This is a genomic window from Enterococcus sp. LJL99, assembly GCF_054871725.1.
The window spans coordinates 285,460-311,243 of the sequence record NZ_JBTXLT010000004.1; the positions used below are offsets into that span (position 1 = coordinate 285,460).

The window sequence follows — 25,784 nt, forward strand, 5'->3', positions numbered from 1 at the left end:
TTCAAATAATATAATTAGTTTTTTTGTTCAATTGCTTCAAGTGATTCTTCTGTGATTGGTTGATTGGTTTCTTCTGCGTAATTGATTGCATCCATTTTTCTAGCAAATGGTAGGTAGATGAAGAAGCTTGAGCCTAAAACAACGATTTGCATAAGAGCCGCTTGCCAACCACCAACGAGTAAACCAGAAATAATCGGTGGCGTAGTCCATGGTACTTGAATCGCTGTAAATAGTGGAACTAAACCGCTATACAAAGCAAAATACATAATGATTGATGAAACCACAGGCGTTAAGATAAACGGTAAAAACATGATTGGATTCATCACGATTGGTGTTGCAAAAATGATAGGTTCATTGATATTGAAAATAGCCGGACCAATCGATAATTTTCCTAATTGTTTGAATTGAGCTGATTTTGCAAAAAATACCATAAATATAACTAAACCGATCGTCATCCCAGCACCCGTGACTGTCAAGTATTGGTCTAAAAATTGTTGGGTCACGATATGTCCACCATTAGCGATCGTTAATTCTTTGCCGGAATTAATGATATCGGTATTTTCTAAAGAATTGGCTTGCAAGATAGGTCCCATAATTCCACCAACAATCGTAGAGCCGTGAACACCAAAGAACCAAAATAACGGAATCAATGAACCTAAGACTAATGCTCCGCCTAGTGAATCAGTTACCCCTTGTAATGGTGATTGTAAAACTTTATAAATAAAATCAAAGAAAGTAGTGTCTAGGACTAAGTCAAAGAAAATATAAACAAACATTGCGCCTGTAATAATAACTGCTGCAGGAATTAATGCTGTAAAGGAGTTTGCTACATTCTCTGGTACAGCTTCTGGCAGCTTGATTCGAATATCATGACGTAAAAACCAACTATAGATCAAGCCAACAATCAATCCAACTAAAATTGCAGTGATCATTCCTTTGCCTGCAGTCCAATCCTTATTGATGATATTACCAATTGTTACGCCACTTTCAGCATCGGTAATATCAGAGGACATAAATAGGATAAATACAACTAACGCAATCATTCCTGCTGGCAAACCTTCAAAACCTTCTGTTTTAACATACGAATAAGCAATTCCCATAACCGCAAAAAGGGACATGATGGCAAAAGAGGCACCATAAGCTTGGTTAAAGTAGACGGCTAAACCACTTTCAGTTACCCAATTTGCAGCAGGTTCATAAGGAATATTTGCTAATAGTAGAAAAATAGAACCGACAATTGTAAAGGGCATTGTGTACAGCATTCCATTTCGTAAAGCAGTAATTCCTTTGGTATTAACAAATTTTAATACAGGTGGTAAGATTTTCTCATTAATCCATTCGTTCATTTTTGCTTCTCTCCTTTGTCTAAATAAATACTTGAATAAGTGCTAATGTAAGGTATTTAATTCGGAATACGCTTACAAAAATATTGTAAAAGACTATTCATTTTATTTAAACCGTTTTCCTTTTTTTAGAAACATGTACCAAGGAAAAAAACAAAAATCAACACAGGATGATATTAGTGGCAAAGTGATGGAACAGAATTTAGCGGGTTCTGTTCCATCAGATTTTTTTTAAGCTGGAAAAGGCTACTCTTTTGGATTGCTCTGTTGCTTCTTTTCCAAAAGAATTTCTTGACTTGTTTGATGGGCCAACAATTCCAATAAAGCAATCACCGGTATTTGCGTGGTAATATTGATATAAGGATCTTCATAAATCGAGTGTTCTTCAGGCATGTAGTAGGAGATGTTGTAATCAGCTAATCGCGCTAAGGTCGAATTTTCATTATTTGTAATGCTTAGAACTTTTGCACCAGCTTGTTTAAATTCACTGACTTGTTTAAGCATCTCATTCGTTTCGCCAGATACAGAAAGAATAATAGCTAAGGTTTGCTCCATTCCTCGAGAGTGGATTGGCGTAAACGGGTCTAGTAGGCTATGGGCATTGATTCCCATATTTGAAAAATAGCGACTGCCGTAATTTCCTAAAATACCACTAGTACTCATACCAGAAAAAATGATAGGTGAAGCATCTTTGATTAAGTCGATTGCCGGTTTTAGTGTTTCATGATAATTTTTCCGATTGATTTTTTTGAGAAAGGAGTCTACATGTATCGTTCGGTCATAGTAATTTTCAAGTGAAGCATTTTGAATCTGATTTTTTTTAACATTATATTTTAATTCAGAAAATCCCTCAAAACCCATTTTTGCACAAAAACGTAAAATCGTAGAAGTGGATACATGGCAGTTAGCTGACAGTTGTCGGATTGTTAATGTTGGAATCAGTTCAGTATTTTCTAATAAATATTGATAAACAATCATTTCTAAATCGTTTAGCGAATGTACCTTTTCCAAATCAAACAAAAAATCCCCTCCTAAATAAATATAGCCATCTTATTAATATTGTACATTAAAATAAGAAAACTCGCTGACTTTACTAAATAAATAACTAAGAGAAACAATCATTTAAAATTCAGTCTTTTTCGTTTTATTCGACTAAAACAAAAAAGATTGATTGATAGTATATACTTTTAGGTATATACTGAAAGAGAAATGAGTTGTAAGGAGGCGTATTCAAATCAAGTACTTATCCGCTCAAAAAATATTGGTAGCGTTAGCATATGCATTTTTAGCATCGATTGCCTTGAATTTTTTTTGGATTCCAGGAACTATTTATGCGAATGGCATCACGGGCTTGTCACAATTAATCGTGACGGTAATGGAAACAACTCAAGGAATACAATTGTCGATTCCTTTATTGGTTTTACTGTTTAATTTACCATTATTATTGCTTTCATGGCTAAAAATTGATCGTCAATTTACGTATTACACAATTATCGCCGTTGTTGCTACGTCAATATTCATGAAAATTATTCCCGTTGTATCACTCACGACTGATCCTGTCATCTGTGCTATTTTTGGTGGTGTGATTCATGGTTTATCAGTAGGAATCACGCTAAAAAGTGATTTTTCTACAGGAGGATTAGATATCGTTGGTATTATTGTCAGAAAAGTTACTGGTAAAAGTATCGGGACTGTTTTTATTGGATTTAATTTGATTGTGCAATTTTTCGCGGGCTTTCTTTATGGCTGGCAATATGCATTTTATAGCGCTCTTTCTGTTTTTATCAGCGGAAGAATGGTTGATTATGTGAATACTAAACAGCAAAAAGTGCAAGTGATGATTGTCACGCAACAAGCAGAGATAGTCATCGATTATTTACATCAAACCTTAAAGCGTGGCATTACAGTAATCAATGACGTTGAAGGTGCTTTTGATCATCAACAAAAGAAAATGTTAGTTGTGGTCGTTGCTAAAAAAGAGTTGCGCGCATTGAATGAAGCAGTGAAACAATCGGATCAACAAGCCTTTGTAAGTATATCATCAGGTGTGTCTACAAATACCATTTTTTACGAGTGGTAAATGTAAAGATAGTTCTTAGCATTTGTTTAGATTATAATAGAAATAAGGTGTGAATACGTTCAGGTAGATAGGAGAATAAAAATGGCTAAAAAACAAAGTGTTTTTCAAGATATTGCACGTCAAATACAAGAAAAAGTAGATAAAGGAATCTATGTAAGTGCGCAGCGATTACCTTCAGAATATGATTTAGCAAAAGAGTTTGATGTCAGTCGTTTAACGGTCAGAAAGGCTATTGATGAATTGATTTCGAGAAATATTTTGGTAAAGCAAAAAGGAAAAGGAACCTACGTGATGTCCCAGCAAAAAATCCAAAGTGGACGTGCAGGTCTACAAGGATTTACTGAAGCAGCCAAAGCTTATGGCAAAACATCTAAAACAGAAGTTATCGATTTGACTTTATTAACGGCTGCTGAATTACCAGAAAAAGTAAGTGAAGCGCTAGAATTGAACCCTAAAGAAGAAGTCTATCATTTGGTGCGTCTACGATCTTTTGATAATGAACCTATGACAGTTGAAGAATTATATATTCGAGAAATATATTTACCAAATGTAACCAAAGAGCAATTAGAAGGCTCTTTATTCAAATTAATCGAAGAAGAAATTGAAATCGCTTATTCTCACCAAGAAATAGCGGCGATGTTAGTTCCAGAAAAACTAAGTCCGTTACTAGAGGTCGCGATTGGAGAACCAGTTTTAAAAGTTAATTCTATTACTTATTCAATGACGGCTACACCAATCTTATATGACAAATCATATTATCGAGCGGACAAATATACATTTAAAAATACATTACATCGTTCAATCAATTAACTATGAAAAAAGGTGAGTAAAGTGAAAAACATACAACAAGAAATACAACAAGCGATCAAACAAAATGAAGCAGAATTTTTAAATGATTTGAATCAATTATTAGCAGTTCCCAGTGTTAAAGGAACGCCAGAACCGAATGCTCCGTTTGGAATTGAACCGCGTAAAGCTTTAGCTGTTGGTTTGGCTTTAGCAGAAAAATATGGGTTTGAGACAGCCGTTGTGGATGATACTGTAGGATATGCTCAGTTCGGAAATGATCAAGAGTATATTGGCGTTGTTGGTCATTTGGATGTCGTTGCAGCTGGAAGTGGTTGGGATTTTCCGCCATTCGCATTGAGTGAAAAAGACGGGCGCCTTTATGGACGAGGTGTTTTAGATAATAAGGGACCAATTTTTGCTTGTCTTTATGGATTGAAATTATTAAAAGACCTTGAAATTCCACTTAAAAAAACAGTTCGAATTATTTTTGGAACAGATGAAGAAAGTGGTTCGGCAGATTTACCATATTATTTAAAGAAAGAGCGTCCACCTGTCTTTGGTTTTACTCCTGATTGTAAGTATCCAGTTGTATATGGCGAAAGAGGAATTGTAAATGTAACTATTCGCACACCTTTTCCACAAACTGAACTTGCTATGATAGGTGATATCGTGGGGGACCAAGCGAAAGATCACGTGCCAGATCAGCTTTCAGTTACTCTAGAAACAAATGAAAAAATTTCTGTAAAAGGGAAACGTTCTCCAACAAATGCGCCTGAAATGGGGTTAAATGGACTCACTTTACTCGCTGAAAAATTACAAGATCATTCAGCTCTTTCTGCCGATTTACGTGCATATTTCCGTTGGATTTATCAATCATTTCATGAAAAGCATTTTGGTGAAGGGATCAATTTGGCGATTGCGGATGAGGATTCTGGAAAGCTAATTTTAACTCCTTATGAATTAAAACATGACGAAAAAGCATTTGAACTATCCGTTGCGATTCGCTATCCAGTGACTTTTTCGGAAAAAGAAATTATTGAACGAATCAATAAAGTGTTGCCTAAGTCCTATCAATTAGAAATCATTAGAAGTATGCCAAGCACTAATTTTCCGAAAGAAAACGAAAATGTAAAAAAACTATCTGCTGTTTACGAAGCAGTCACTGGTTTAGATGGGACGCCAGTAACCACTACAGGTGCAACTTATGCGCGATCAATGCCTAATATTGTTGCTTTTGGTCCGTCATTTCCAGGTCAAAAAGGAATTGCTCATAATAAAAATGAGTATATGGATTTGGCTGATTTGCTAAAAAACTTAGAAATCTATACACGAGCTATTTATGAATTAGCTAAAAAATAGAATAGAGAGCGACTGGAAAATTGTATTTTCTTTAGTAATTTCAATTGAATTCTAAAAAGTTACTATTCTAAAAAAATAATGTGAGTATCGACAAAATAGTTCAGTTGAAATGAGTCGAAACACCTGGAAAAAGTGATTAACGCACTATTTCCAGGTGTTTTTTTTGTTCTGAAAATTAAAATTCGGTAATAATTCAGTATATACAAACTAGTATATATCGTATATAATGAAGGAGGGATGAAACCGTTATTTTGAAAAATGATAGAAAAACACAAATTTTAAACAATTAGAAGGAGTTTGATGCAGATGCCTTGGGGAATCATAGCAACTTGGCGCATGGCACATGATGGGATTGTCGCTGCCAGTGAGGCTTTAAAAAAAGCAGAAAAATCGGGAGATGCGATCGAATCAACGATTCGTTCGGTAGAAGACTATCCTTATTATAAATCAGTTGGTTTTGGTGGATTACCAAATGCTGAAGGCATCTTAGAAATGGATGCCGCTTTTATGGATGGTGATACCTTTAAAATCGGTGCAGTTGCAGGAATCACAGATACTAAAAATCCAATCTCGGTTGCTCGAAAATTAAGCGATGAGAAATTCAATAGCTTTAGAGTCGGCGAAGGAGCAACCAAATATGCAATGTTGAATCGATTTGAACGCAAAAACATGTTGACGGATCGTGCCAAACGCTTATGGGAAAAAAGAATTGAAGAAATGGCTAAAAATAATTTAAGTCCTTATGATGGGCATGATACGATTGGAGCCGTTTGTTTAGATCAACAAGGTAGTATGACTGCTGGGACTTCAAGCTCTGGTTTATTCATGAAAAAACCTGGACGCGTAGGCGATTCTCCCTTATCTGGTTCGGGTTTCTATGTAGATAGTGAAATCGGTGGCGCAACAGCAACGGGACTCGGAGAAGATTTAATGAAAGGTTGCTTGTCTTATGAAATCGTGCGCTTGATGGGAGAAGGTTATACACCTCAAGCCGCTTGTGATAAAGCCGTTTATGAATTTCACGAAAAGTTGACGAAACGTTATGGAAAAGCTGGAGCCTTTTCATTAGTTGCAATGAATAATCAAGGAGAATGGGGCGTTGCAACAAATGTCGAATTTACCTTTAGTGTGGCGACCGATACAGAAAGACCAGCTATTTACCTTGCAAACATGGGTGAAAATCAGCAAACGATTATTGAACCAATTACCCAAGAATGGCTAGATGCCTATGAAAAACGAATCAAAGCACCAATTGATTAATAAGTTAAGAAAATAGGAGGAGAGAACCGATGAGTAAAAAACAAATTTATTTATTTTGTGATGCCGGGATGTCGACCAGTATTATGGTCAATAAAATGATGGAAGTGGTGACTAAGCACAATATGCCACTTCAAATCACAGCTTTTCCAGTTGCAAGAGCGAAAGAAGTAGTAGAGCAAGAAAAGCCAGTTGCAATTCTTTTAGGGCCACAAGTCCGTTTTTTATTAGAAAAAACAAAAGAACAGTTTGCACCACAAGGAATTCCAGTCGCAGTTATTGAGCCAGAAATTTACGGTATGATGGATGGCGAAAAAGCATTAAAAGAGGCATTAAAGCTTATCAAATCAAATAAAACAAAATAAGGGGTGGAGGGTCTTTGATGAAAAAATTTTTAGATTGGTTGGAAAGAGTATTAACACCTTTAGCAAAAATTATTGGAGAAAATAAATATTTAATTGCCATTAGAGATGGTTTTTTGATTTCAACACCGTTACTAATTGTAGGTTCATTTTTCTTACTGATTGCTAATTTCCCTATTCCGAATTGGAATGAAATTATTTCGCCAATTCTTGGAGATAACTGGCAATCGCTAGTTTCGGTACCTGCTTCAGCAAGTTTTGATGTTATGACTATTTTAGCTGTTGTTGGTATTGCTTACAGTTTAGGACGTCAATTGAATATTGATGCTATGCAATCAGGTGCATTAGCATTAGTTTCATTTTTTATACTGACGCCATTTTCTACTCCTTTTACACCTGAAAACAGTACGGAAGTTTATGATGTTGCTAGTTTACCATTAAAATGGATGGGATCAAGCGGTTTATTTTTAGGAATGATTATTGCTTTGGTATCGACGCGTATTTTTGCTGCAATTATTAAGCGTGGTTGGACAATTAAAATGCCTGATGGTGTTCCTCCAACTGTTGTTAAATCATTTGAAGCGTTAATTCCAAGTTTTGTAGTTATTTTTATTATGTTTGCTGTTAATTGGTTGGTTTCATTAACTCCTTATGAAAATTTACAAGAGGTAATTTTCAAATTTTTACAAACACCTTTACTAAGTTTAGGAAACACATTAGGAGCGATGATTGTTGCATATCTGTTCTTGCATTTTTTCTGGTTTTTTGGAATCAATGGAAGCAGCGTAGTTGGAGCAGTATTTAATCCTGTTTTACGAGCATTATCAGTTGAAAATATGCAAGCCAATATAGATGGACGACACATTCCAAATATTATTACTGGACAATTCCAAGATATGTTTGCTACATTTGGCGGCGGTGGCTCTACGTTGTCTTTAGTACTTGTAATGGTTCTATTTTGTAAAAGTCAACGAATCAAAAAGCTATCACAACTTTCCTTAGTTCCAAGTGTTTTTGGGATAAACGAGCCAATTATTTTTGGTTTACCAATCGTTTTAAACCCGATTATTTTGATTCCATTTGCCTTAGTCCCTACTATAAATATTATTATTTCATATTTTGCAATGAAATGGGGATTAGTAGCATATACAAATGGGCTACAATTACCTTGGACCACCCCACCAATCATTTCCGGCTTTTTGGTAAGTGGTTGGCAGGCATCAGTTTTACAAGCTTTATTGATTGTTCTAGGAATGTTTATTTATTATCCTTTCATAAAAGTCATGGATGATCAGTATCTACGTGATGAAAAAGAAGTTATAGAAGATGAAGAAATTGATTTTGATACATTTGACTTTGACGATATCTAAAAAAACTAATAGAGCTATTAAAGGAAGAAACTCTCTTTTTTAGTGGAAATAATGAAAAATAATAACGATAAAACGACGCAGTTCACAATGAAATCTTTTAATTGTGAGCTGTTTTTTTGTGTAAGTAATAGAATAAGCGTTTATCCATTGACAAGTATAAAATAAAGAGGTACTATAGCTATAACGAAAAACGACTACAAATGTAATCGTTAATAAATAGTATGATAGAGGAGGGAAGCGGAAATGAATACAAATCACTCATTAGCAATCACAGATGCCGAATGGGAAATTATGCGAGTTGTTTGGACTCAAGGCGAAACAACGAGCAAAGAAGTGACTCAACTTCTTAATCAAAAAACGGAATGGAAAAATACGACAGTCAAAACATTATTAAGTCGTTTAGTAGATAAAGAAATGATTGCAACTAAACCGTTAGGAAATAAATTTATCTATTATCCATTAGTAGAAGAACGTCAAAGTATCCAAACAGTTTCACAAGAAATTCTCGGTAAAGTATGCAGTAAAAAAATCGGGACAGTTATTGAAGCAATGATTTCGGATAGTTTATTAAGCTTTGCCGATATTGAGAAGATAGAATCAATGTTGAAAGAAAAACGAAAAGTAGCAGTAGATGAGGTTCCGTGTAACTGTACACCTGGTCAATGTCAATGTCATTTACATAAGGAATAGTAGAAAAGAGGAGAGACAAACATGAGTTCAAAAACATTTGAGATTGAAGGGATGAGCTGTGCTTCTTGCGCGCAAGCAGTTGAAAAAGCAGTGGCAGATCTTTCAGGAGTAAAAACAGCAAATGTAAACTTGGCAACAGAAAAATTGACGGTGTCCTATGATCAAGAAGCCGTTTCAGAGAAGATGATTGAAAAAGCTGTTTCAGATGCTGGCTACCAAGCAATTCAAAATAGTATTCAAAAAAGTTTTATGATTGAAGGAATGAGTTGCGCTTCTTGTTCACAAACGGTTGAAAAAGCAGTGAATCAATTATCTGGTGTGGAACAAGTAACGGTTAATCTAGCGACAGAGAAAATGCTAGTTTCATATGATCCAACAGTTTTAACTGCTGGAGAGATCATTACAGCTGTTTCGGATGCCGGGTATGGTGCTGAAGAAGAAATTAGGACGAATGAAACGATTGACAAAGAACGAGAAAAGAAACAAGAGCAAATTCAAGGAATGTGGCGCCGCTTCTGGTTATCTGCTGTGTTTACGATTCCATTACTATATGTTGCGATGGGGCATATGATTGGCTTACCTTTGCCGAAAATGATAGATCCCATGATGCATGCAACCAATTTTGCTTTACTACAATTGATTCTTACACTACCTGTTATTTATTTTGGTCGAAGTTTTTTTCTGGTTGGCTTTAAAGCGTTAGCTAAAGGACATCCTAATATGGACTCACTAGTAGCTTTGGGAACGAGTGCCGCTTTTTTCTATAGTTTATATGGAACAATCATGATTTTTTCTGGTGATCACCAGTTCGCGATGGCTTTGTATTATGAATCAGCTGCTGTTATATTGACATTGATCACATTAGGAAAATATTTCGAAGCTGTTTCTAAAGGAAAAACTTCTGAAGCAATAAAAAAACTGATGGGATTAGCTCCGAAAACGGCACGTGTTATACGCGATGGAAAAGAAGTTGAATTAGCAATTGATACAGTGCAAGTCGGCGACATTGTAGTTGTAAAACCAGGAGAAAAAATTCCGGTAGATGGAATCGTGGTCACTGGAAATACTTCAATTGATGAATCAATGATTACAGGAGAGAGTATCCCTGTTGAAAAAAAAGTTGGTGATAATATAATCGGTGCGAGTATTAATAAAAATGGACGCATTGAATTTAAAGCAACCAAAGTTGGAAAAGACACAGCGTTAGCTCAAATTATTAAATTAGTTGAAGATGCGCAAGGTTCTAAAGCACCTATTGCCAAAATGGCGGATAAAATATCCGGTGTCTTCGTACCGATTGTAATTGCTTTAGCCGTTTTTTCCGGTTTAGCATGGTATTTTCTAGGGCAAGAATCATGGATTTTTGCTTTGACAATTATGATTTCAGTACTTGTGATCGCTTGTCCGTGTGCTCTTGGCTTAGCAACACCAACTGCAATTATGGTTGGAACTGGAAAAGGAGCTGAAAATGGTGTGTTAATTAAAAGTGGTGATGCACTTGAAACAACACATAAAATTGAAACTATTGTCTTTGATAAAACGGGAACGATTACTGAAGGAAAGCCTAAAGTTACTGATATTATTACTGTTAATGGGATGGAGAAAGACGAACTTTTACGCTTAGCCGCTTCAGCTGAACAAGGATCTGAACATCCTTTAGGGGAAGCAATTGTCAATCGTGCGCAAGAAAAAAAACTTGTGTTTGTTAAACCAGATTATTTTCAAGCTATTCCAGGACATGGGATTGAAGTTACTATTGAAAACAGTCAATTTTTACTTGGAAATAAAAAATTAATGAAAAAAAACAGCATTGATTTAGCTGACTTAGTGTCTGCTTCCGATGAATTAGCTGAACAAGGAAAAACGCCGATGTACATTGCTAAAGATCAAAAAATTGCTGGGATTATTGCTGTGGCAGATACAATTAAAGCGAATAGTTTACAAGCCATTAGAAAATTACATCAAATGGGGATTGAAGTAGTTATGATTACTGGTGATAATAAACGAACGGCTGAAGCAATTGCGAAACAAGTGGAAATCAAGCGCGTTCTAAGTGAAGTTTTACCAGAAGATAAAGCTGCTGAAGTCAAAAAATTGCAAGATGAAGGAAAAAAAGTCGCCATGGTTGGTGATGGAATCAATGATGCCCCAGCTTTGGCACAAGCGACGATTGGTATTGCGATTGGTTCAGGAACAGATGTCGCCATTGAATCAGCGGATATTGTTCTAATGCGTAGCGACTTGATGGATGTTCCAACTGCAATTGAGCTCAGTAAAGCGACGATTCGTAATATTAAAGAAAATCTTTTTTGGGCATTTGCATACAATGTTTTAGGAATTCCTGTTGCGATGGGCGTGCTACATTTGTTTGGCGGTCCATTATTGAATCCAATGATTGCCGGAGCTGCAATGAGTTTTAGTTCGGTTTCAGTTTTATTAAATGCTTTAAGATTGAAACGATTTAAGCCCTCTTCAGTGAAATAGTACACCGATTTTAGTACAATGAAAATAAATTAAGTTGAAAGAAGGAAAAAGAAGATGGAAAAAACAGTAACGATTAATGGTATGAAATGCGATGGATGTGTCACTAAGGTAAAAGAAAATTTTGAGAAAATAGCTGGAGTTGAATCTGTAGCTGTCAGCTTAGAAAATAAGAACGCAGTAATTAAAAGTGATAGAGAGCTATCACAAGATGAATTACAACAAGCATTAGTGGATACGAAGTTTATTGTTGGAGCGTAGAATAATTGATCACTTATTCTAATATCAGTACTAAATAAATCTATACAAAAAAGAGAGAGTAGTCAGCGTATATTCTGACTGCTCCCTCTTTTATTATGACGGAAGAGTATAAAAGCTTTTTAGTTAGCTACTTCTGCAGCACCTTTTTCTTTTTCTAATTCATCTTTGTCATAAATTTTAACAAATGGATAGTAGCAAATAATAGAAACAACTATTAGAATCACATTTAAAACAGCTGCACGCCAGTCACCACCAGTTGCTAAGAATGCTCCAATTGGCCCAGGCAATGTCCAAGGTGCGGTAACGGTAACTGCAGCAACTAAACCTGCTTTAGTTGCAAACCAAGCAATAGTTGCGCAAATCATAGGTGTCACGATAAATGGAAGCATTAAAATTGGATTTAATACAATCGGTACACCAAAAATAACTGGTTCGTTGATATTAAAAATAGACGGTGTAATGATTGCTTTTCCTAGTTTAGAACCATACTCAGATTTAGCTGTAAATGCTAGCAGTATTGCTAAACCAATTGTACATCCGGAACCACCAATCCATACAAACCATTGGAAGAAAGGCTCTGCTCCAATATGAGGTAAAGCTTCTCCAGATGCTAAAGCAGTTGTGTTACCTTCTAATAATTGTAACCAAACTGGACGAGCAAGTGAACCAATGATGGATACACCGTGAATACCAAATACCCAGAAGAAAGTAATCATAAAGATTAATAGTAATACACTTGGTAATGTATCAGCTGCACTTACTAATGGAGAAACAACTTTAGAAATAGCTGTATGCCAGTCAAAACCAATGAAATAAGTAATTGTAGCCATACCTAAAATAACGATTAGCGTTGGTGTCAATGATTCAAATGAACGGGCAACAGCCGGTGGCACTTGATCAGGCATAGTGATTTTAAATTTAGATTTATCTGTTAGTCTGTAGATTTCAACAGCTAGAATTGATGTGATGATACCAACAAACATACCGCCACCACCAAGATTAGCCATTGGTAATACAAAACCAGTTGTACCAGCAGCATCTAAAGCTTCAGCTGGGATATTAACAGGAATAAATGTTAATAAGAATGCGATTGTTGCTAAAATTCCCCCAGAAACAACATCTAACTTATAAGTCTTAGCTAGACTAGCACCAATACCAAAAGTCGCATATAGAGACATAATATACATTGTCATACGATAAGGTAAAAGAATCGTTGCAGCGTTTTCAGTTAAGAATTTTGAAATTCCCCAACTAGCTGGTAGCGGTGGAAAGGCAACGATAAGGAAAAACGACCCAATAATAATTAAAGGAAGAGTTGCAATAATACCGTCACGAATAGCTCTTAAATGCCGTTGATTCGCTAGTACTTCCATTGGACCTGCCAACTTAGAATCAATAAAATCAGTAAATTTTGTTAACATATTTCCACTCCTTGTAAATAAAAATAGTTTGTTTTAAAAGATAAAGCCTTTAAACAACCAAAAATATGAAACTGTTTCTAAAACAATAAAAGCAATAATAAAAGTTCTGATAAAACGCTTACTTAAACCATCTTTTGTTTCAATAAAGCATTGTGAATACGCAATTGCTAATGAAATAAGTAATGGCAAGAAAAGCATAACCGCTATTCGGGAATCCCAGCCTAGCTCAAAAAATAGATAAGGAAGAATAATACCTCCAACTATCCCCGCTAAAAGTAAAAGCATTGAACTTTTAAATGAAAATCTAGGGATACTTGGTTTGTTTTCTCTTGATTCCATGATTCTAGTCACACCTCCAATATTTGTAGTGTTTAAATGATCAATGATCATTTAGGCGAGATAGGCTTTGATATATTAGTCAAGAAAGCACTACCACATCTCACTGACTAGTATACATGATATGAAAAAAAATTCAACACATAAATACTGAAATTAGAAATAAAATTTCGTTTATGATTTTTAAAATCGTTATTGATGATAAAAAATTGAAATTTTATTTCTATAGTGATAGAATCAACATAAATAGAAAATGAAAGGTGGTTTTATAAGAACATGGCTCGCATACTTTGGGGAGGTGCCACTGCCTCTAGTCAATATGAAGGTGGCTTTGATGGTGAAAAAGGAATGGATACTCAAGATTGTCGCCCCTATTTACCTAGAACTAGTAATGCAACAACCGCAACAAGATTATTAACACAAGAAGCAATCAATCAAGCGAAAGATACAAGTACGGATTTATTTTATCCATTCAGAAAGGGTTCTGAAGGAATCAAATTTGTAGAAGAAGATTTAGCTTTACTATCAGAACTTGGAATCGATCTTTATCGTTTTTCTATTAGTTGGGCACGACTTTTTCCAAATGGGGATGAACTAGAACCTAATGAAACTGGTGTGGAATATTATGATAAGGTTTTCAAAAAATTGAAAGAGAACAATATGAAAGTCTTTCTAACGATGAATCATTACGCAGTTCCTTTGAATATAGTAGAAACTTATGGTGGTTGGAAAAATAAAGAAACCATTGAACTGTACCTTCGGTTTGCTGACTTTGTTTTGAAACGCTGGGGAGAATATGTTGATTACTGGCTACCTTTCAATGAAATCAATGCTGGTTATTTTAGTCCATTCAATGGTGTTGGACTGATTAAACCTAAGGAAGAAAATTATTCGTTTACGGATGTTTTTCAAAGTTTACATCATCAATTTGTAGCTAGTGCAAAAACAATCAAACTGGGAAGAAAATTAGGTGTAAAAGGGGCCTTTGGTTCTATGATTTCTTGCTTCTGTTACTACCCTCTGACACCCAAGCCTGAGGATAATTTAAAAGTTGTTCAAGATGAACAGGTCAATCAATGGTTTTGTATGGATGTCCTTTCTAAAGGTTATTATCCATATTATATGACTCCATTTTTTGAAAAGAATCAAGTTGTTTTAGATACTACACAGGAGGAACTTGCTTTACTAAAAAAATATACCTGTGACTTTGTTTCATTTTCTTACTATTCATCAAGTATTAGTACAATGGAGGAAGATGGAAAACAAACAGCTGGAAATCTTGTTGTTACGACTAAAAATCCTTATTTGGAAGCCAGTGAGTGGGGATGGCAAATTGATTCAATTGGTTTAAGAACAACGTTAAACAAAGTATACGATAGATACCAAAAACCAGTAATTATTTCTGAAAATGGGTTTGGTGCGGTAGATACCTTAGAAGATGATGCCACAATTCACGATCCTTATCGTATTGAGTATTTTGCAAAACATTTTGCTGAAATTTTGAAAGCGAAATCAGATGGTGTTGATATAAAAGCGTATATTGCTTGGGGGATTATTGATATTGTTTCTGCTGGAAGTTGTGAGATGGCTAAAAGATACGGAGTTGTTTATGTAGATGCGGATAGTAACGGTGAAGGCTCTTATAAACGATATAAGAAGGATAGCTTTACTTGGTATCAAAACTTTATCCAGCAACAAAAAATAAGTGAATAAAGGAAGTTAAAAAAATGTTAGAAAATTTAACAACAGAAAAAAGAAATGAAGAGACAAAAAATTTAGATAAACTTACTGTTAAAGAAACCGTTTTGAAAATGAATCAAGAAGATAATAAGGTTATTGAAACGATTAATAAAAATGCGGATTCAATTTCGGCTTTGATTGAGCAGGTTGTTAAATCCTTAGAGCAAGGTGGCCGTTTATTCTACTTTGGTGCTGGAACAAGTGGCCGTTTAGGAATTCTTGATGCAGCAGAATGCGTACCGACATTTAGTATTGATCCTGAGCAAGTACAGGGAATTATTGCTGGTGGTGAGTCTGCCATGACGGTTGCTGTGGAAGGTGCTGAGGACTCCTTAACTCTAGCTGAACAAGATTTTAAAGAGCGTAATCTAACTGATAAAGACATTGTTATTGGAATAAGTGCAAGTGGAAGAACGCCATATGTTATTGGCGGTTTAGCTTACGCCAAAAAAATCGGTGCAATGACTGGAGCCATTTCATGTAATACTTCTAGCCAAATTAGTGATTATGCGGAATATTCAGTTGAACTTTCTGCGGGACCTGAAGTTTTAACTGGATCTACTCGATTAAAATCAGGTACCATTCAAAAACTAGTTTTAAATATGATTTCTACTATCAGCATGATTCAATTAGGAAAAGTTTATGGAAATCTAATGGTTGACGTAAAACCAACTAATGAAAAATTAGTAGAAAGAGCTAAAAATATCATTATTGAAGCAACAGGTGTATCTAGAGAAGAAGCAACGCATTACTTTGAGGATTCTGATCAACAAGTAAAATTAGCAATCGTTCGAATCTTAACCAACACAACTAAAGAAGAAGGAATTAAACTACTCGACGAAAATAAAGGTTTTATCAGAAAAGCTGTAAATAGTCAGTTAAATGATTGATATAAAAAGGTGTGTGGTAAAATGAAGTATATCATTGGAATCGATAGCGGCGGAACAAAGACAGAAGCGATTGTTTATGATTTGGCCGGAAATGAATATCAAAGAACCGTAACCGGTTTTGGTAATATGTTAGTCGATTGTGAGCAAGGCTTGGCAAATATCAAGTTGGCCATAACAAAAATTTTAGCTGAACAAAATCCTGATAATTGCCAATTATTAGTTCTTGGCTTAGCTGGTATTGATAGTGGTGGCTTGCGGGAAGTATTAACAGAAGAATTGGCTGCTTTTCACGTTCCGGTTATTTTATTAAATGATGCTCAGTTAGCACACTACGCTTTGTTACAAGGTGAAGAAGGCGTTCTAGTGATCGCGGGAACAGGGTCTGTTTGTTTTGGCAGAAGCCAAAATGAGTGGTATCGTGTAGGCGGCTGGGGTCATTTATTCGGTGATGAAGGTAGTGGTTATTACATAGGTAAGCTTGCGATTCAACATGCTTTAGCAGAGTTTGATTTAGATCAAGAACCTGGTATATTGACCCAACGATTGTATACGCATTTTGAAGTGACGACTGTTTTGGAGCTAATCAAAGTAGCGTACCAATTGACCAAAGACCAACTAGCAGAAGTCGCTCAAATAGTTGCTGACTTAGCTCAAGTAGATCCTACAGCAGCAACAATTTTATTAAAATCTGGCAAAGCATTAGCAAAAGAAGTCGAAAAAACAGTGGCTAAAATGCGATTAGATTATCAAGAAGTCAATATTGGTTTAAATGGTAGTGTAATTGAGAAAAATGAACTAGTCAGACAAGCCTTTTTTGAATACTTAAAGCAGTGTTCATTTGAAGCGAACATAATTGAAAAAACAGAATCTAGCGCAAAAGGCGCCTATTATTTTTATAAAAAGAACGGAGAGAATTTGTAATGAGAAGATTAGGTATTTCTGTATATCCAAACCACAGTAGTGTAGAAGAAATTAAAGAGTATATGACTTTAGCAGCTAAGTATAACTTTAAACGTGTATTTACATGCTTGCTTTCTGTTGAAGATGGCAAAGAAAAAATCGTAAAAGATTTTACTGAAACCATCATGCATGCTAAATCTTTAGGAATGGAAGTCATTGCTGACGTAAGTCCTAAAGTTTTTGGTGAATTAGAAATTAGCTATAAGGATCTATCTTTCTTTAAAATGATTGGTGCTGATGGCATTCGCTTAGACATGGGATTCACTGGTAATGAAGAATCAATTATGACTTTCAATCCACAAGAGTTAGATATTGAATTAAACATTAGTTCTGGCACACGTTATTTAGAAAATATTTTAAGCTACCAAGCAAATCCAGATAAATTATTAGGCTGTCATAATTTTTATCCACACCGTTATACTGGTTTAAGTTATGATCATTTTATTGAAACAACAAAAGTTTATAAAGAAAACGGCATTCATACCGCAGCATTTGTGAATTCGCCATCTGCTTCAATCGGACCATGGCCAGTAGAAGAAGGACTATGTACACTTGAGATGCACCGTGAATGGCCGATTACAACACAAGCGAAACATTTATGGGCAACTGATTTGATTGACGACGTAATCATTGCGAATTCTTTTGCTTCAGAAGCAGAGTTGAAAGCATTGAGTGAAATTGATCCGTACAAATTAACGTTTGATTGTGTAATTGAAGAAAGTACACCTGAATTAGAACGTACAATTATTTTAGATGAATTCCACTTCAATCGTGGAGATGTTTCTGATTATGTGGTTCGTTCTACACAAAGTCGTGTGAAATATAAAGGGCATCAGTTTGATCCGTTCAATACAGTTGATATGCAAACAGGCGATATCATTGTGGAAACATCATTGTATGCTCATTATGCAGGTGAATTACAAATTGCCTTATTACCAATGGAAAACTCTGGGAAATCAAATGTCGTCGGAACAATTACTGAAGCAGATCGTATCTTGCTTCCATATTTACGTCCATGGCAAAAATTTGCTTTCAATGAAGTAAAATAAAACACTTAGCATAAAATAGAGTGTATCTGAAAGTATTCGTTGTTAGAGTTCTCAGATAGGCTCTATTTTGTCAAATAAATAATAGAGAGTGAGGAACAGCGATGGTTTATGCCGTTGGCTTAATGTCAGGAACTTCTTTGGATGGAATCGATGCAGCATTAGTAGAGATTTCAGGAGAAAATGAACAAACATCAGTAAAATTAATTGATTTTTTAACTTTACCTTTTGAACAAGGAACGTTAACACGAATCCGTGAATCATTGTCTATCGAAACATCGAATGTCGAAAAAATCTGTTCACTGAATTTTGAATTGGGAGAAAAGTTTGCGAGTGCTGTGCTTGCAGTTTGTGAAAAAGCGGGAATCTCATTAGACGAACTTGAGTTTATTGGGAGTCATGGTCAAACGATGTTTCATATTCCTGTAGCAAGAGATGGATTGTACTCGTCTACTTTACAAATTGGTGATCCTTCAATTATTTCGGAACGAACAAAAACAACGGTGGTTTCAAATTTTAGAGAACGAGATATGTCTGTGGGTGGACAAGGAGCGCCTATTGTTCCGTATTCAGAGTTCATCTTATTTAGAAGTGACGATTGTACTAGATTATTACAAAATATTGGCGGAATTGGTAACGTAACTGTTATCCCTAAAAAGGCTTCTTTGGATGACTTGATTGCTTTTGATACAGGTCCTGGTAATGTAATCATGAATGAACTTTGCTTACATTTTTATCAAAAAGAATACGATGAAAATGGCGCGTTTGCTAAACAGGGGAAAGTAAATGAAGACCTATTGAATTCGTTGATGGATCATCCTTATATCAAACGTCCGTACCCTAAAACAACGGGACGAGAAGATTTTGGAAAACAATTTACAGCTAGTTTATTAGAGCAATGGGAGTTGTCAAAAGAAGATTGGTTGGCGACAGCAACAATGTATACTGCACGCTCCATCGCAAAAGCAGTTACTCCTTTTATTGATGAAAAGACAGAGCTAATCATAGGTGGTGGCGGAAGTTATAATCCAACACTTATTGAAATGATTCAAAGTGAGCTACCAAGCGTAGCCGTCCTACGCCAAGAAGATTTAGGCGAATCTTCGGATGCGAAAGAAGCGATTGCGATGACAGTTTTAGCTAATCAAACATTACATCATCGTCCAAGTAATGTGCGGACAGCAACAGGTGCACAAAAATCTGTTCCTTTAGGCAGAATTACCTATTACTAAAAAAGTAAGCAAAAATTCAAAATTAAATGAAGTGATTAAAGGCTAAGTAACAAATTTATTCAGCTTTAAAAGTAATAGAATAGTTTCCCTATTAACAGGTAGTAAGTAAGCAAATGTTCTTTCTTTTTTTCTTATGATTACTGTATTTTTATTTAGAATAGCGCTGTTTCATGAGATAATAGTAGAGTATATCTGTTAACTATGATGAAGTTGAGATAAAAATGACAGATTCTTGTTGAAATTTATTCTTACAGATTCATCATCGTTTTCAGATATTCCCTAGTAAGGTGAAAAAAGGAGTAAAAAAATGAGTGGAGAAAATATTCAAGGTAGGATTCGCAGTATTATCGATTTATTACCTAGTTCAGAAAGAAAAATTGGTTTGACTATTTTGAAAGATCCCGCGTCAGTTATTGATATGACTGCTGCAGAACTTTCAAAGGTGGCTGGAACTAGTCCAGCGACGGTGATTCGTTTTTGTAAAAAAATCGATGTCCCAAGTTTTACCCAATTAAAAATAAAATTATCAGCAGAAATCGATGTGCCGACACATGAAGGATATTCAGATATTGCTGAAAATGAATCGATTCAAGAAATAAAAATGAAATTATTAGCGAATGCGTATCAATCCATGCAGGAAACTGTTTCTTTATTAAACGATCAACGAATTGAGCAAGTGGTTGATTTATTAGTTGCAGCGCCGGTTATTTATGTTTACGGGTTAGGAGCTTCCTATTTAGTTGCAGAAAATTTTGCACAAAAGTGGAATCGTGTTGGAAAATCAGTCATTTGTATTCCAGATGTTCATATTTTAGTAACCATTTTAGTTTCAGCACCTAAAGATGCCGTTTTCTTTGCAATTTCAAATTCAGGTGAAACAAAAGATGTTCTTAGCTTAGTTGAAATTGCTCAAAAATATCATGTTCATACGATTGGTCTTTCACAATTTGGGCAAAATACTTTGGCGACTAAAGTGGATTTACCACTGCAAACCGTTCGTTCCAATGAAGCTGTAATCAGAAGTGCAGCCACTACATCTTTGCATGACCAATTTATTGTGGTTGATGTACTATTCTATGCATATGCTTCGCGAAATTTTGATCAAATGATCCAATTAATCCAAAAGTCAAAACAAGAAGTGAAGCAGTTTGAACAATAATTCAGTGAATTATCAACCGTCGAGTATAAGGAAATAAGCTACAAATCACAAAAATTACAAAATAATTTTTGTGATTTGTAGCTTATTTCATCTAAATATGTTGTCGCATTCAGTCAAAAATGTTTATAGAGATAGGGAATGTTAGAAAACGATAGTGGCGAATAGTTTCTTGATTTCTGCATGAATTTCCGAAAAATTCGAATTCTTTAATCGTTTTCTGATACTCCAAAATGAAATTAAACGAAATAAGACAGTTAGAATCGCTTAAATTTAGGTGCTGATATAGAGTTGTAATAAACTTGCAAAATAGATTTAATTATTTTGGTAACTAGGATTAGAGAAAGTATGTTATAGTATTGTATGTTGAGTATTGAATAAGTAAAAGTAAATACTAATAAAAGAAGCGGGGGCTCCATCAATTGAAAAAAAGATTAGGATCAATGGTGTTGATTTGTTCATTGACACTTTCAATGATTGCAATACCTACTGTGGGTTCAGCACAAACAACAGATGAGAAAATCGAACAAAAAGATAAAGAAATCTCGAGCTTAAAAGCAAAACAAAGTGAATTATCTGATCAAATCTCTTCACTAGAAGCAGAAATTGCAACAATTTATGACAAAGGTGTTGCTTTAAATCAGAAAAAAATTGACTTACAAGAAGAATCAGACAAATTAAAAAAAGAAATCACTACATTAGACAAAAGAATTGAAAAAAGAACAGATGCGATTCAAAAGCAAGGACGTGATGTTCAAGTTAATGGACAAGGAACTAAGATGCTTGAAATAATCTTAAATTCAGATTCTATTAGCGATGCAATCAGTCGTGTTCAAGGAATTTCTTCAATCTTATCAGCAAATAATAAATTAATCGAACAACAAAAAGAAGACAAACAAGCAGTAGAAGATAAAAAACAAGGGATTCAAGATAATTTAGTAGCCATGGAAGAAGCGGCTGCTGAATTAGATCAAGAAAAAGAATCTTTAGTTGGAAAACAAGCGGATTTGAATGTCTTAAAAGCACAAGCAGATGCAGATACATCAAATGCTGAAAGTTCAAAAAATTCATTAGTAAAAGAGCAACAAGAAGCGCTTAAAGCACAGCTTGAACAAGAAGCAGCAGCTAAAAAAGCAGAAGAGCAAAAAGCAGCAACACAAAAAGCTGAAGCTCAAAAAGCTACTGAAACTGCAGCGGCTTCATCAGAAACACCTGCCACTTCACAAACTACAAGTACACAACCAAGTGTTGAAACACCAAGTGAAACACCTGCTCAAACCCCTACTGATACACCTACAGCAGGAGGCGGTGGCGGTGGTGGTAGTCAAGTAACACCACCAGTTGTGTCTGATTCATCGGATGCGACATTGAACGCCTTGAATGCATTACGTCAGTCACACGGATTGAATCCTGTAAGCTGGGATGCTGGATTAGCGGCTAATGCTACAAGTAGAGCTGCTGGTATGCAAGGGTTCAATATTCCTTCTGATCATTGGAGCAGAGGGGATGAAGTAATTGCCTTTATGTGGGCACCTGGAAACTCAGTAATCATGGCATGGTATAATGAAACCAATATGCAAACGTCTACGGGTACTGGACACCGTGATTGGGAATTAAATCCAAATATGACTAGAGTTGGTTTTGGTTATGTAGGAGATGTCATTGTTGGACATTCTGCATAATGTAAATTAATCAGAGACAAAGAAGCGGGCGCGTAATTATTCTGTGCCGCTTCTTTTTTTATTTCTAAAGTTTAGTGAAGGTGCTAAAAGAAGAGGTTCCATTTATTTAAAAGTATAGTAAAATAGTACTGAAGAAAAGTTTTGACAGATAGCTTTAGTTGAAGTTGCTATCGATTGGAGGAAAAAATGCGATTTGTGACGGATATCACAAGAGAACAATTTATAGAGTATTCAAAAAATGCGAAAAAAAATAATTACTTACAAACGATTGAAATGGCTGATTTAAAAATGAAAAGAGGCTATGATCTTTATTTTGTAGGATTAAAAAATGAAACGAATGATATAGTTTATGCGACGTTATTGACACGAATCAAGATAAGAATAGGCTATGTTTTTAATATAGCCGGCTTTGAAGTAGAACCAATGATTGAACAATTTGATTTATTTATGGCGAAATTAAAGAAGTTTGTCAAACAGAATCAAGGAACATACTTAGTGATTGATCCAAATATTGCTCATAAAGTAGTAGATAATGAAGGCAATAAAATTTCAGATGATAAAAATGAAACTGAAAAACTGTTCTTAAAAGAGAATTTTACTTGGGAAAAACCAACTACTGGATTTAATGAAAATGGAAATCCGTTTTGGATTTACGTCAAAGATATCCAAGGAATGGATGAAAAGAGTTTAGAAGATTCTTATCACAAATCAGCCAAGTACTATCTTAAAAAGAATAAGCAATTTGGCATCGAAGTTAGAAGTATTTCCTATGAGGAATTGCCAATTTTTAAAGAAATTACTGAAGCTACAAGTGAAAGAAGAAATTTTCATGATAAATCATTATCGTATTATCAAGAAATGTATAAAATATATGGAGATAACGCGAAATTTTTGATTGCTGAACTAAATGTAAAAAATTACATAGAAAGTTTATTCAAACAACAGCAACAACTTGAAAAACAAATTGAAAAAATAAATGAGTATTTACGAGTAAATACAGATGCACAAAAAATGAGCCATAAAAAGAAAGAAAATCAAAAACGAGAATTAACCTCTCAAGCAGAAACATACGATAAACGAATAGCTGAAGCACAAGCGATGCAAAAAAATGCTAAAGATGACTGTTTAGTTTTGGCGTGTGCCTTATTTATCACTTGTCCGCAAGAAACGATTTATTTATTTTCAGGTACTGTCGAAGAATACAAAAACTTATATGCACCATTCTTGATTCAAGATTATATGCTTAAATATTCTGTGGCAAATCACGTACCTAAGTATAATTTTTATGGAATTGAAGGCGTTTTTGACGGAACAGATGGAATTTTAAAATTCAAAGAAGCTTTTAATGGGGTTGCAGTTGAATTGATGGGAGAATTTACGTATATCAGTTCACCACTTAAATACAAATTGTATTTCTTCTTAAAAAAACTTTTAGCGAGATAAATTAAATATTCGATCTACAGTGATTCTCTTCAATAAGAGAGAAGAAACTGTAGATCGATCGTTTTTTAGTCGAATATGGGAATTATTCATTTAATAAAAGTTCTGCTGCTCTTTTTGTCTGCTCACTTTTCTTATCTGTATAGTAATAATTTTTTTCACTTGTTTTTATTTCTAGAATTGGTGAACTTTTTTTGTAAACCAACATATACGCATCTTTACCATCAACAGAAAAATCGCCTGTCCAATAATCAGTGGTTGCAGTTCCAAAAATACGAATGACTTCTTTAGGCAAATGATCAAGTAAAGTAACTGATTCAATTGAGCTTAATGGTATCTTTTGTGTTTTCGTTAATGGCGCAGAAAGCTGTACTTCTGAATTTGTAATCGCAAGTTTAAATGGATTTGCAGTAAAATCATTTAGTGCTAAAGGAATTGTTGCAATTCCCAAAGCAAAGAATATGATAACAGCCGTTACACCAACCATAATTTTACCACTTAATTTTCCAAGATTAACAGAAACATTCATTCCTAATCGGTCTGGAATAAACGTCCGTTCATCATTTGGATTTATATAAATAGCATAGCGCCAATATTGATCATCATCACTATAACGATAGTCATTCGTTTGAGCAATCAGCTGATCTTGTTTTCTTCTCATTGAAAATAAAGAGTATAAGGTAAATGCAATAAAAAGAAAAAGTGCCAATAAATAAATAGCAGAACTCACAATCAGCGCTTGATAGGAAGTCGAAAGTGAAATCGACATCAATAACCCCAACGGACTAATAATCAACGAAGAAACAACGGCTAAAAGAGACCAATAGTGACGCGTGATATCATTTATTTTTTGGTTGATTTTCTCATCATTTGTCAGTGGTTTAACAGGGAATCTGGAAACAATGTAGTATAAATAAATAAATAGTGCGAGAAAAAGAATTGATAATATAGCGATTAGCCAAAAACTGCCTGCCATACCTGATGACTTCCAAGAAAAAAAGAGACTTAGCAAGGTTAAAATAATAGTTGGAAGAAACCAAAAAGAAGAAATCATTTTGCGATTCTTAGTTAAAATCAATTTTGTATCAATTAGAAGTGGTTGTGTTGGTAAACTCCAGTTATTCTTTATTTTTAATTCAGTCATTTTACGAATATAGATAGTTTCTACGTATTGAGTAGTTGCAATCAAACCGAATAGCATCACAAAAAAGTAAAGCATTGTAATTGAGTCATAAGGAATCCAGATAATCGGGATTGCTAAGATCGAAAAGATAAAGGCTACTAGCAAAAGTCTCTGTTTATATTTTTTACTGAGACCAAGGACGAGCGGATTCTTTAGTTTATCTGCAGGTAGTGTGGTTTCTAAAATAATATTTTTATGTGGATTAGCAGGAATACGACTACTTAATGCGATAACCAAATTAGTAGTTATCAAGATTCCATAAAATAAAAAATTCATTGGGAACACCTTCTACTTTTTAAATTTTTGATGAATTGCGGTCAATTGTTTGTGCAATTCTTGTTCATCTAGTTGTTGAATATGAGCTTTAGCCAATAGTAGTTCAAAAGCGTTAGAAAATTCAGTATAAAAGGCTTCATCTGTTTTTTGAAAAGTAGCCACTTTTGTTCCGTTTCTACGATCAGTTAAAATATAGCCATCATTTTTGAGTGTTTGATAGGCTTTTGAAACAGTCATCATGTTAACACCTATTTCATCTGCAAGTTGCCTAACGGAGGGTAAACTTTCGCCAGGTAATAGCTCTCCTTTTGCAATACCGATAATTAATTGCTCACAGATTTGCTGATAAATAGGGGTTTCACTTTCTGTCTTGATTTCCAATAACATATTTTCACCTCTTTTTATTAATTGTATTATATATTGTAATACA

Annotated in this window: 23 protein-coding genes; 17 read left to right on the forward strand and 6 right to left on the reverse strand. The window is 34.8% G+C overall.

Annotated elements, in window-relative coordinates; genetic code table 11:
• Positions 1–14: 14 nt before the first annotated feature.
• Together ACYSNW_RS08580 and ACYSNW_RS08585 are read right to left on the reverse strand one after the other, a co-directional pair.
• On the reverse strand, positions 15–1,346 hold the full coding sequence (locus ACYSNW_RS08580; RefSeq protein WP_461744062.1) for a PTS sugar transporter subunit IIC: 1,332 nt from the start codon (positions 1,344–1,346) through the stop codon (positions 15–17).
• 243 nt (positions 1,347–1,589) lie between these two features.
• Positions 1,590–2,363: a MurR/RpiR family transcriptional regulator gene (locus ACYSNW_RS08585; protein ID WP_461744063.1), complete on the reverse strand. Its 774-nt coding sequence runs from the start codon at positions 2,361–2,363 to the stop codon at positions 1,590–1,592.
• Positions 2,364–2,577: 214 nt separating this feature from the next.
• Here ACYSNW_RS08585 and ACYSNW_RS08590 point away from each other — a divergent pair, with 214 nt between their 5' ends.
• The 9 genes from ACYSNW_RS08590 to ACYSNW_RS08630 all read left to right on the forward strand — a co-directional run bounded on the left by ACYSNW_RS08590 (position 2,578) and on the right by ACYSNW_RS08630 (position 11,992).
• Positions 2,578–3,423, forward strand: coding sequence for a YitT family protein (locus tag ACYSNW_RS08590; RefSeq protein WP_461744114.1), 846 nt, complete (start codon positions 2,578–2,580; stop codon positions 3,421–3,423).
• Positions 3,424–3,504: 81 nt separating this feature from the next.
• Positions 3,505–4,233, forward strand: coding sequence for a GntR family transcriptional regulator, LSA1692 subfamily (locus ACYSNW_RS08595; protein WP_461744064.1), 729 nt, complete (start codon positions 3,505–3,507; stop codon positions 4,231–4,233).
• A gap of 30 nt (positions 4,234–4,263) precedes the next feature.
• The gene (locus ACYSNW_RS08600) at positions 4,264–5,571 is read left to right on the forward strand and encodes a M20 family metallopeptidase (RefSeq protein ID WP_461744115.1); all 1,308 of its coding nucleotides are present in this window, start codon (positions 4,264–4,266) and stop codon (positions 5,569–5,571) included.
• 306 nt (positions 5,572–5,877) lie between these two features.
• Positions 5,878–6,831 (forward strand): N(4)-(beta-N-acetylglucosaminyl)-L-asparaginase, encoded by a 954-nt coding sequence (locus tag ACYSNW_RS08605; protein WP_461744065.1) that lies wholly within the window; start codon positions 5,878–5,880, stop codon positions 6,829–6,831.
• Positions 6,832–6,860: 29 nt separating this feature from the next.
• Positions 6,861–7,193 (forward strand): PTS sugar transporter subunit IIB, encoded by a 333-nt coding sequence (locus tag ACYSNW_RS08610; protein WP_461744066.1) that lies wholly within the window; start codon positions 6,861–6,863, stop codon positions 7,191–7,193.
• A gap of 17 nt (positions 7,194–7,210) precedes the next feature.
• On the forward strand, positions 7,211–8,560 hold the full coding sequence (celB, locus tag ACYSNW_RS08615; protein ID WP_461744067.1) for a PTS cellobiose transporter subunit IIC: 1,350 nt from the start codon (positions 7,211–7,213) through the stop codon (positions 8,558–8,560).
• 243 nt (positions 8,561–8,803) lie between these two features.
• Complete coding sequence (locus ACYSNW_RS08620; RefSeq protein WP_461744068.1) at positions 8,804–9,250, forward strand: CopY/TcrY family copper transport repressor; 447 nt, start codon at positions 8,804–8,806, stop codon at positions 9,248–9,250.
• 21 nt (positions 9,251–9,271) lie between these two features.
• Positions 9,272–11,734, forward strand: coding sequence for a heavy metal translocating P-type ATPase (locus ACYSNW_RS08625; RefSeq protein ID WP_461744069.1), 2,463 nt, complete (start codon positions 9,272–9,274; stop codon positions 11,732–11,734).
• Positions 11,735–11,788: 54 nt separating this feature from the next.
• Positions 11,789–11,992, forward strand: a complete 204-nt coding sequence (locus ACYSNW_RS08630) for a heavy-metal-associated domain-containing protein (protein WP_461744070.1) — start codon at positions 11,789–11,791, stop codon at positions 11,990–11,992.
• A gap of 119 nt (positions 11,993–12,111) precedes the next feature.
• Here the strand turns inward: ACYSNW_RS08630 and ACYSNW_RS08635 are convergent, their stop codons facing one another.
• Both ACYSNW_RS08635 and ACYSNW_RS08640 read right to left on the reverse strand, forming a co-directional pair.
• Complete coding sequence (locus ACYSNW_RS08635) at positions 12,112–13,413, reverse strand: PTS sugar transporter subunit IIC (RefSeq protein ID WP_461744072.1); 1,302 nt, start codon at positions 13,411–13,413, stop codon at positions 12,112–12,114.
• Positions 13,414–13,446: 33 nt separating this feature from the next.
• Positions 13,447–13,752: a hypothetical protein gene (locus ACYSNW_RS08640; protein WP_461744073.1), complete on the reverse strand. Its 306-nt coding sequence runs from the start codon at positions 13,750–13,752 to the stop codon at positions 13,447–13,449.
• Between the two features lie 273 nt (positions 13,753–14,025).
• Here ACYSNW_RS08640 and ACYSNW_RS08645 point away from each other — a divergent pair, with 273 nt between their 5' ends.
• The 8 genes from ACYSNW_RS08645 (at position 14,026) to ACYSNW_RS08680 (ending at position 23,898) form a co-directional block, all read left to right on the forward strand.
• The gene (locus tag ACYSNW_RS08645) at positions 14,026–15,462 is read left to right on the forward strand and encodes a glycoside hydrolase family 1 protein (protein WP_461744074.1); all 1,437 of its coding nucleotides are present in this window, start codon (positions 14,026–14,028) and stop codon (positions 15,460–15,462) included.
• A 14-nt stretch (positions 15,463–15,476) separates the two neighbouring features.
• Positions 15,477–16,379, forward strand: coding sequence for an N-acetylmuramic acid 6-phosphate etherase (gene murQ / locus ACYSNW_RS08650; RefSeq protein ID WP_461744075.1), 903 nt, complete (start codon positions 15,477–15,479; stop codon positions 16,377–16,379).
• Positions 16,380–16,400: 21 nt separating this feature from the next.
• Complete coding sequence (locus ACYSNW_RS08655) at positions 16,401–17,300, forward strand: BadF/BadG/BcrA/BcrD ATPase family protein (protein ID WP_461744076.1); 900 nt, start codon at positions 16,401–16,403, stop codon at positions 17,298–17,300.
• A complete protein-coding gene (locus tag ACYSNW_RS08660; RefSeq protein ID WP_461744077.1) occupies positions 17,300–18,388 on the forward strand; it encodes a DUF871 domain-containing protein in 1,089 nt (362 codons plus the stop codon). Before ACYSNW_RS08655 ends, ACYSNW_RS08660 begins: the two co-directional genes overlap by 1 nt.
• Positions 18,389–18,489: 101 nt before the next feature.
• Entirely contained in the window at positions 18,490–19,617 is a 1,128-nt protein-coding gene (anmK, locus tag ACYSNW_RS08665; RefSeq protein ID WP_461744078.1) for an anhydro-N-acetylmuramic acid kinase AnmK, read from the forward strand.
• A gap of 307 nt (positions 19,618–19,924) precedes the next feature.
• The gene (locus ACYSNW_RS08670) at positions 19,925–20,776 is read left to right on the forward strand and encodes a MurR/RpiR family transcriptional regulator (protein WP_461744079.1); all 852 of its coding nucleotides are present in this window, start codon (positions 19,925–19,927) and stop codon (positions 20,774–20,776) included.
• 419 nt (positions 20,777–21,195) lie between these two features.
• Positions 21,196–22,455, forward strand: coding sequence for a coiled-coil domain-containing protein (locus ACYSNW_RS08675; RefSeq protein ID WP_461744080.1), 1,260 nt, complete (start codon positions 21,196–21,198; stop codon positions 22,453–22,455).
• Between the two features lie 186 nt (positions 22,456–22,641).
• On the forward strand, positions 22,642–23,898 hold the full coding sequence (locus ACYSNW_RS08680) for a peptidoglycan bridge formation glycyltransferase FemA/FemB family protein (RefSeq protein ID WP_461744081.1): 1,257 nt from the start codon (positions 22,642–22,644) through the stop codon (positions 23,896–23,898).
• Positions 23,899–23,980: 82 nt separating this feature from the next.
• Here ACYSNW_RS08680 and ACYSNW_RS08685 read toward each other — a convergent pair whose 3' ends face one another.
• Both ACYSNW_RS08685 and ACYSNW_RS08690 read right to left on the reverse strand, forming a co-directional pair.
• On the reverse strand, positions 23,981–25,354 hold the full coding sequence (locus ACYSNW_RS08685; protein ID WP_461744082.1) for a PH domain-containing protein: 1,374 nt from the start codon (positions 25,352–25,354) through the stop codon (positions 23,981–23,983).
• Between the two features lie 12 nt (positions 25,355–25,366).
• Complete coding sequence (locus tag ACYSNW_RS08690) at positions 25,367–25,741, reverse strand: GntR family transcriptional regulator (protein ID WP_461744083.1); 375 nt, start codon at positions 25,739–25,741, stop codon at positions 25,367–25,369.
• Positions 25,742–25,784: the final 43 nt, after the last annotated feature.

Excerpts from the sequence above, each read along its gene's own strand:
- ACYSNW_RS08680 (WP_461744081.1), top strand. The coding sequence starts at position 22,642 with ATGCGATTTGTGACGGATATCACAAGAGAACAATTTATAGAGTATTCA.
- ACYSNW_RS08655 (WP_461744076.1), top strand. The coding sequence starts at position 16,401 with ATGAAGTATATCATTGGAATCGATAGCGGCGGAACAAAGACAGAAGCG.
- ACYSNW_RS08625 (WP_461744069.1), top strand. The coding sequence starts at position 9,272 with ATGAGTTCAAAAACATTTGAGATTGAAGGGATGAGCTGTGCTTCTTGC.
- murQ (WP_461744075.1), top strand. The coding sequence starts at position 15,477 with ATGTTAGAAAATTTAACAACAGAAAAAAGAAATGAAGAGACAAAAAAT.
- ACYSNW_RS08670 (WP_461744079.1), top strand. The coding sequence starts at position 19,925 with ATGAGTGGAGAAAATATTCAAGGTAGGATTCGCAGTATTATCGATTTA.
- ACYSNW_RS08605 (WP_461744065.1), top strand. The coding sequence starts at position 5,878 with ATGCCTTGGGGAATCATAGCAACTTGGCGCATGGCACATGATGGGATT.
- ACYSNW_RS08580 (WP_461744062.1), bottom strand. The coding sequence starts at position 1,346 with ATGAACGAATGGATTAATGAGAAAATCTTACCACCTGTATTAAAATTT.
- ACYSNW_RS08685 (WP_461744082.1), bottom strand. The coding sequence starts at position 25,354 with ATGAATTTTTTATTTTATGGAATCTTGATAACTACTAATTTGGTTATC.
- ACYSNW_RS08610 (WP_461744066.1), top strand. The coding sequence starts at position 6,861 with ATGAGTAAAAAACAAATTTATTTATTTTGTGATGCCGGGATGTCGACC.
- anmK (WP_461744078.1), top strand. The coding sequence starts at position 18,490 with ATGGTTTATGCCGTTGGCTTAATGTCAGGAACTTCTTTGGATGGAATC.
- ACYSNW_RS08595 (WP_461744064.1), top strand. The coding sequence starts at position 3,505 with ATGGCTAAAAAACAAAGTGTTTTTCAAGATATTGCACGTCAAATACAA.
- ACYSNW_RS08640 (WP_461744073.1), bottom strand. The coding sequence starts at position 13,752 with ATGGAATCAAGAGAAAACAAACCAAGTATCCCTAGATTTTCATTTAAA.
- ACYSNW_RS08690 (WP_461744083.1), bottom strand. The coding sequence starts at position 25,741 with ATGTTATTGGAAATCAAGACAGAAAGTGAAACCCCTATTTATCAGCAA.
- ACYSNW_RS08635 (WP_461744072.1), bottom strand. The coding sequence starts at position 13,413 with ATGTTAACAAAATTTACTGATTTTATTGATTCTAAGTTGGCAGGTCCA.
- ACYSNW_RS08620 (WP_461744068.1), top strand. The coding sequence starts at position 8,804 with ATGAATACAAATCACTCATTAGCAATCACAGATGCCGAATGGGAAATT.
- ACYSNW_RS08660 (WP_461744077.1), top strand. The coding sequence starts at position 17,300 with ATGAGAAGATTAGGTATTTCTGTATATCCAAACCACAGTAGTGTAGAA.
- ACYSNW_RS08630 (WP_461744070.1), top strand. The coding sequence starts at position 11,789 with ATGGAAAAAACAGTAACGATTAATGGTATGAAATGCGATGGATGTGTC.
- ACYSNW_RS08645 (WP_461744074.1), top strand. The coding sequence starts at position 14,026 with ATGGCTCGCATACTTTGGGGAGGTGCCACTGCCTCTAGTCAATATGAA.
- celB (WP_461744067.1), top strand. The coding sequence starts at position 7,211 with ATGAAAAAATTTTTAGATTGGTTGGAAAGAGTATTAACACCTTTAGCA.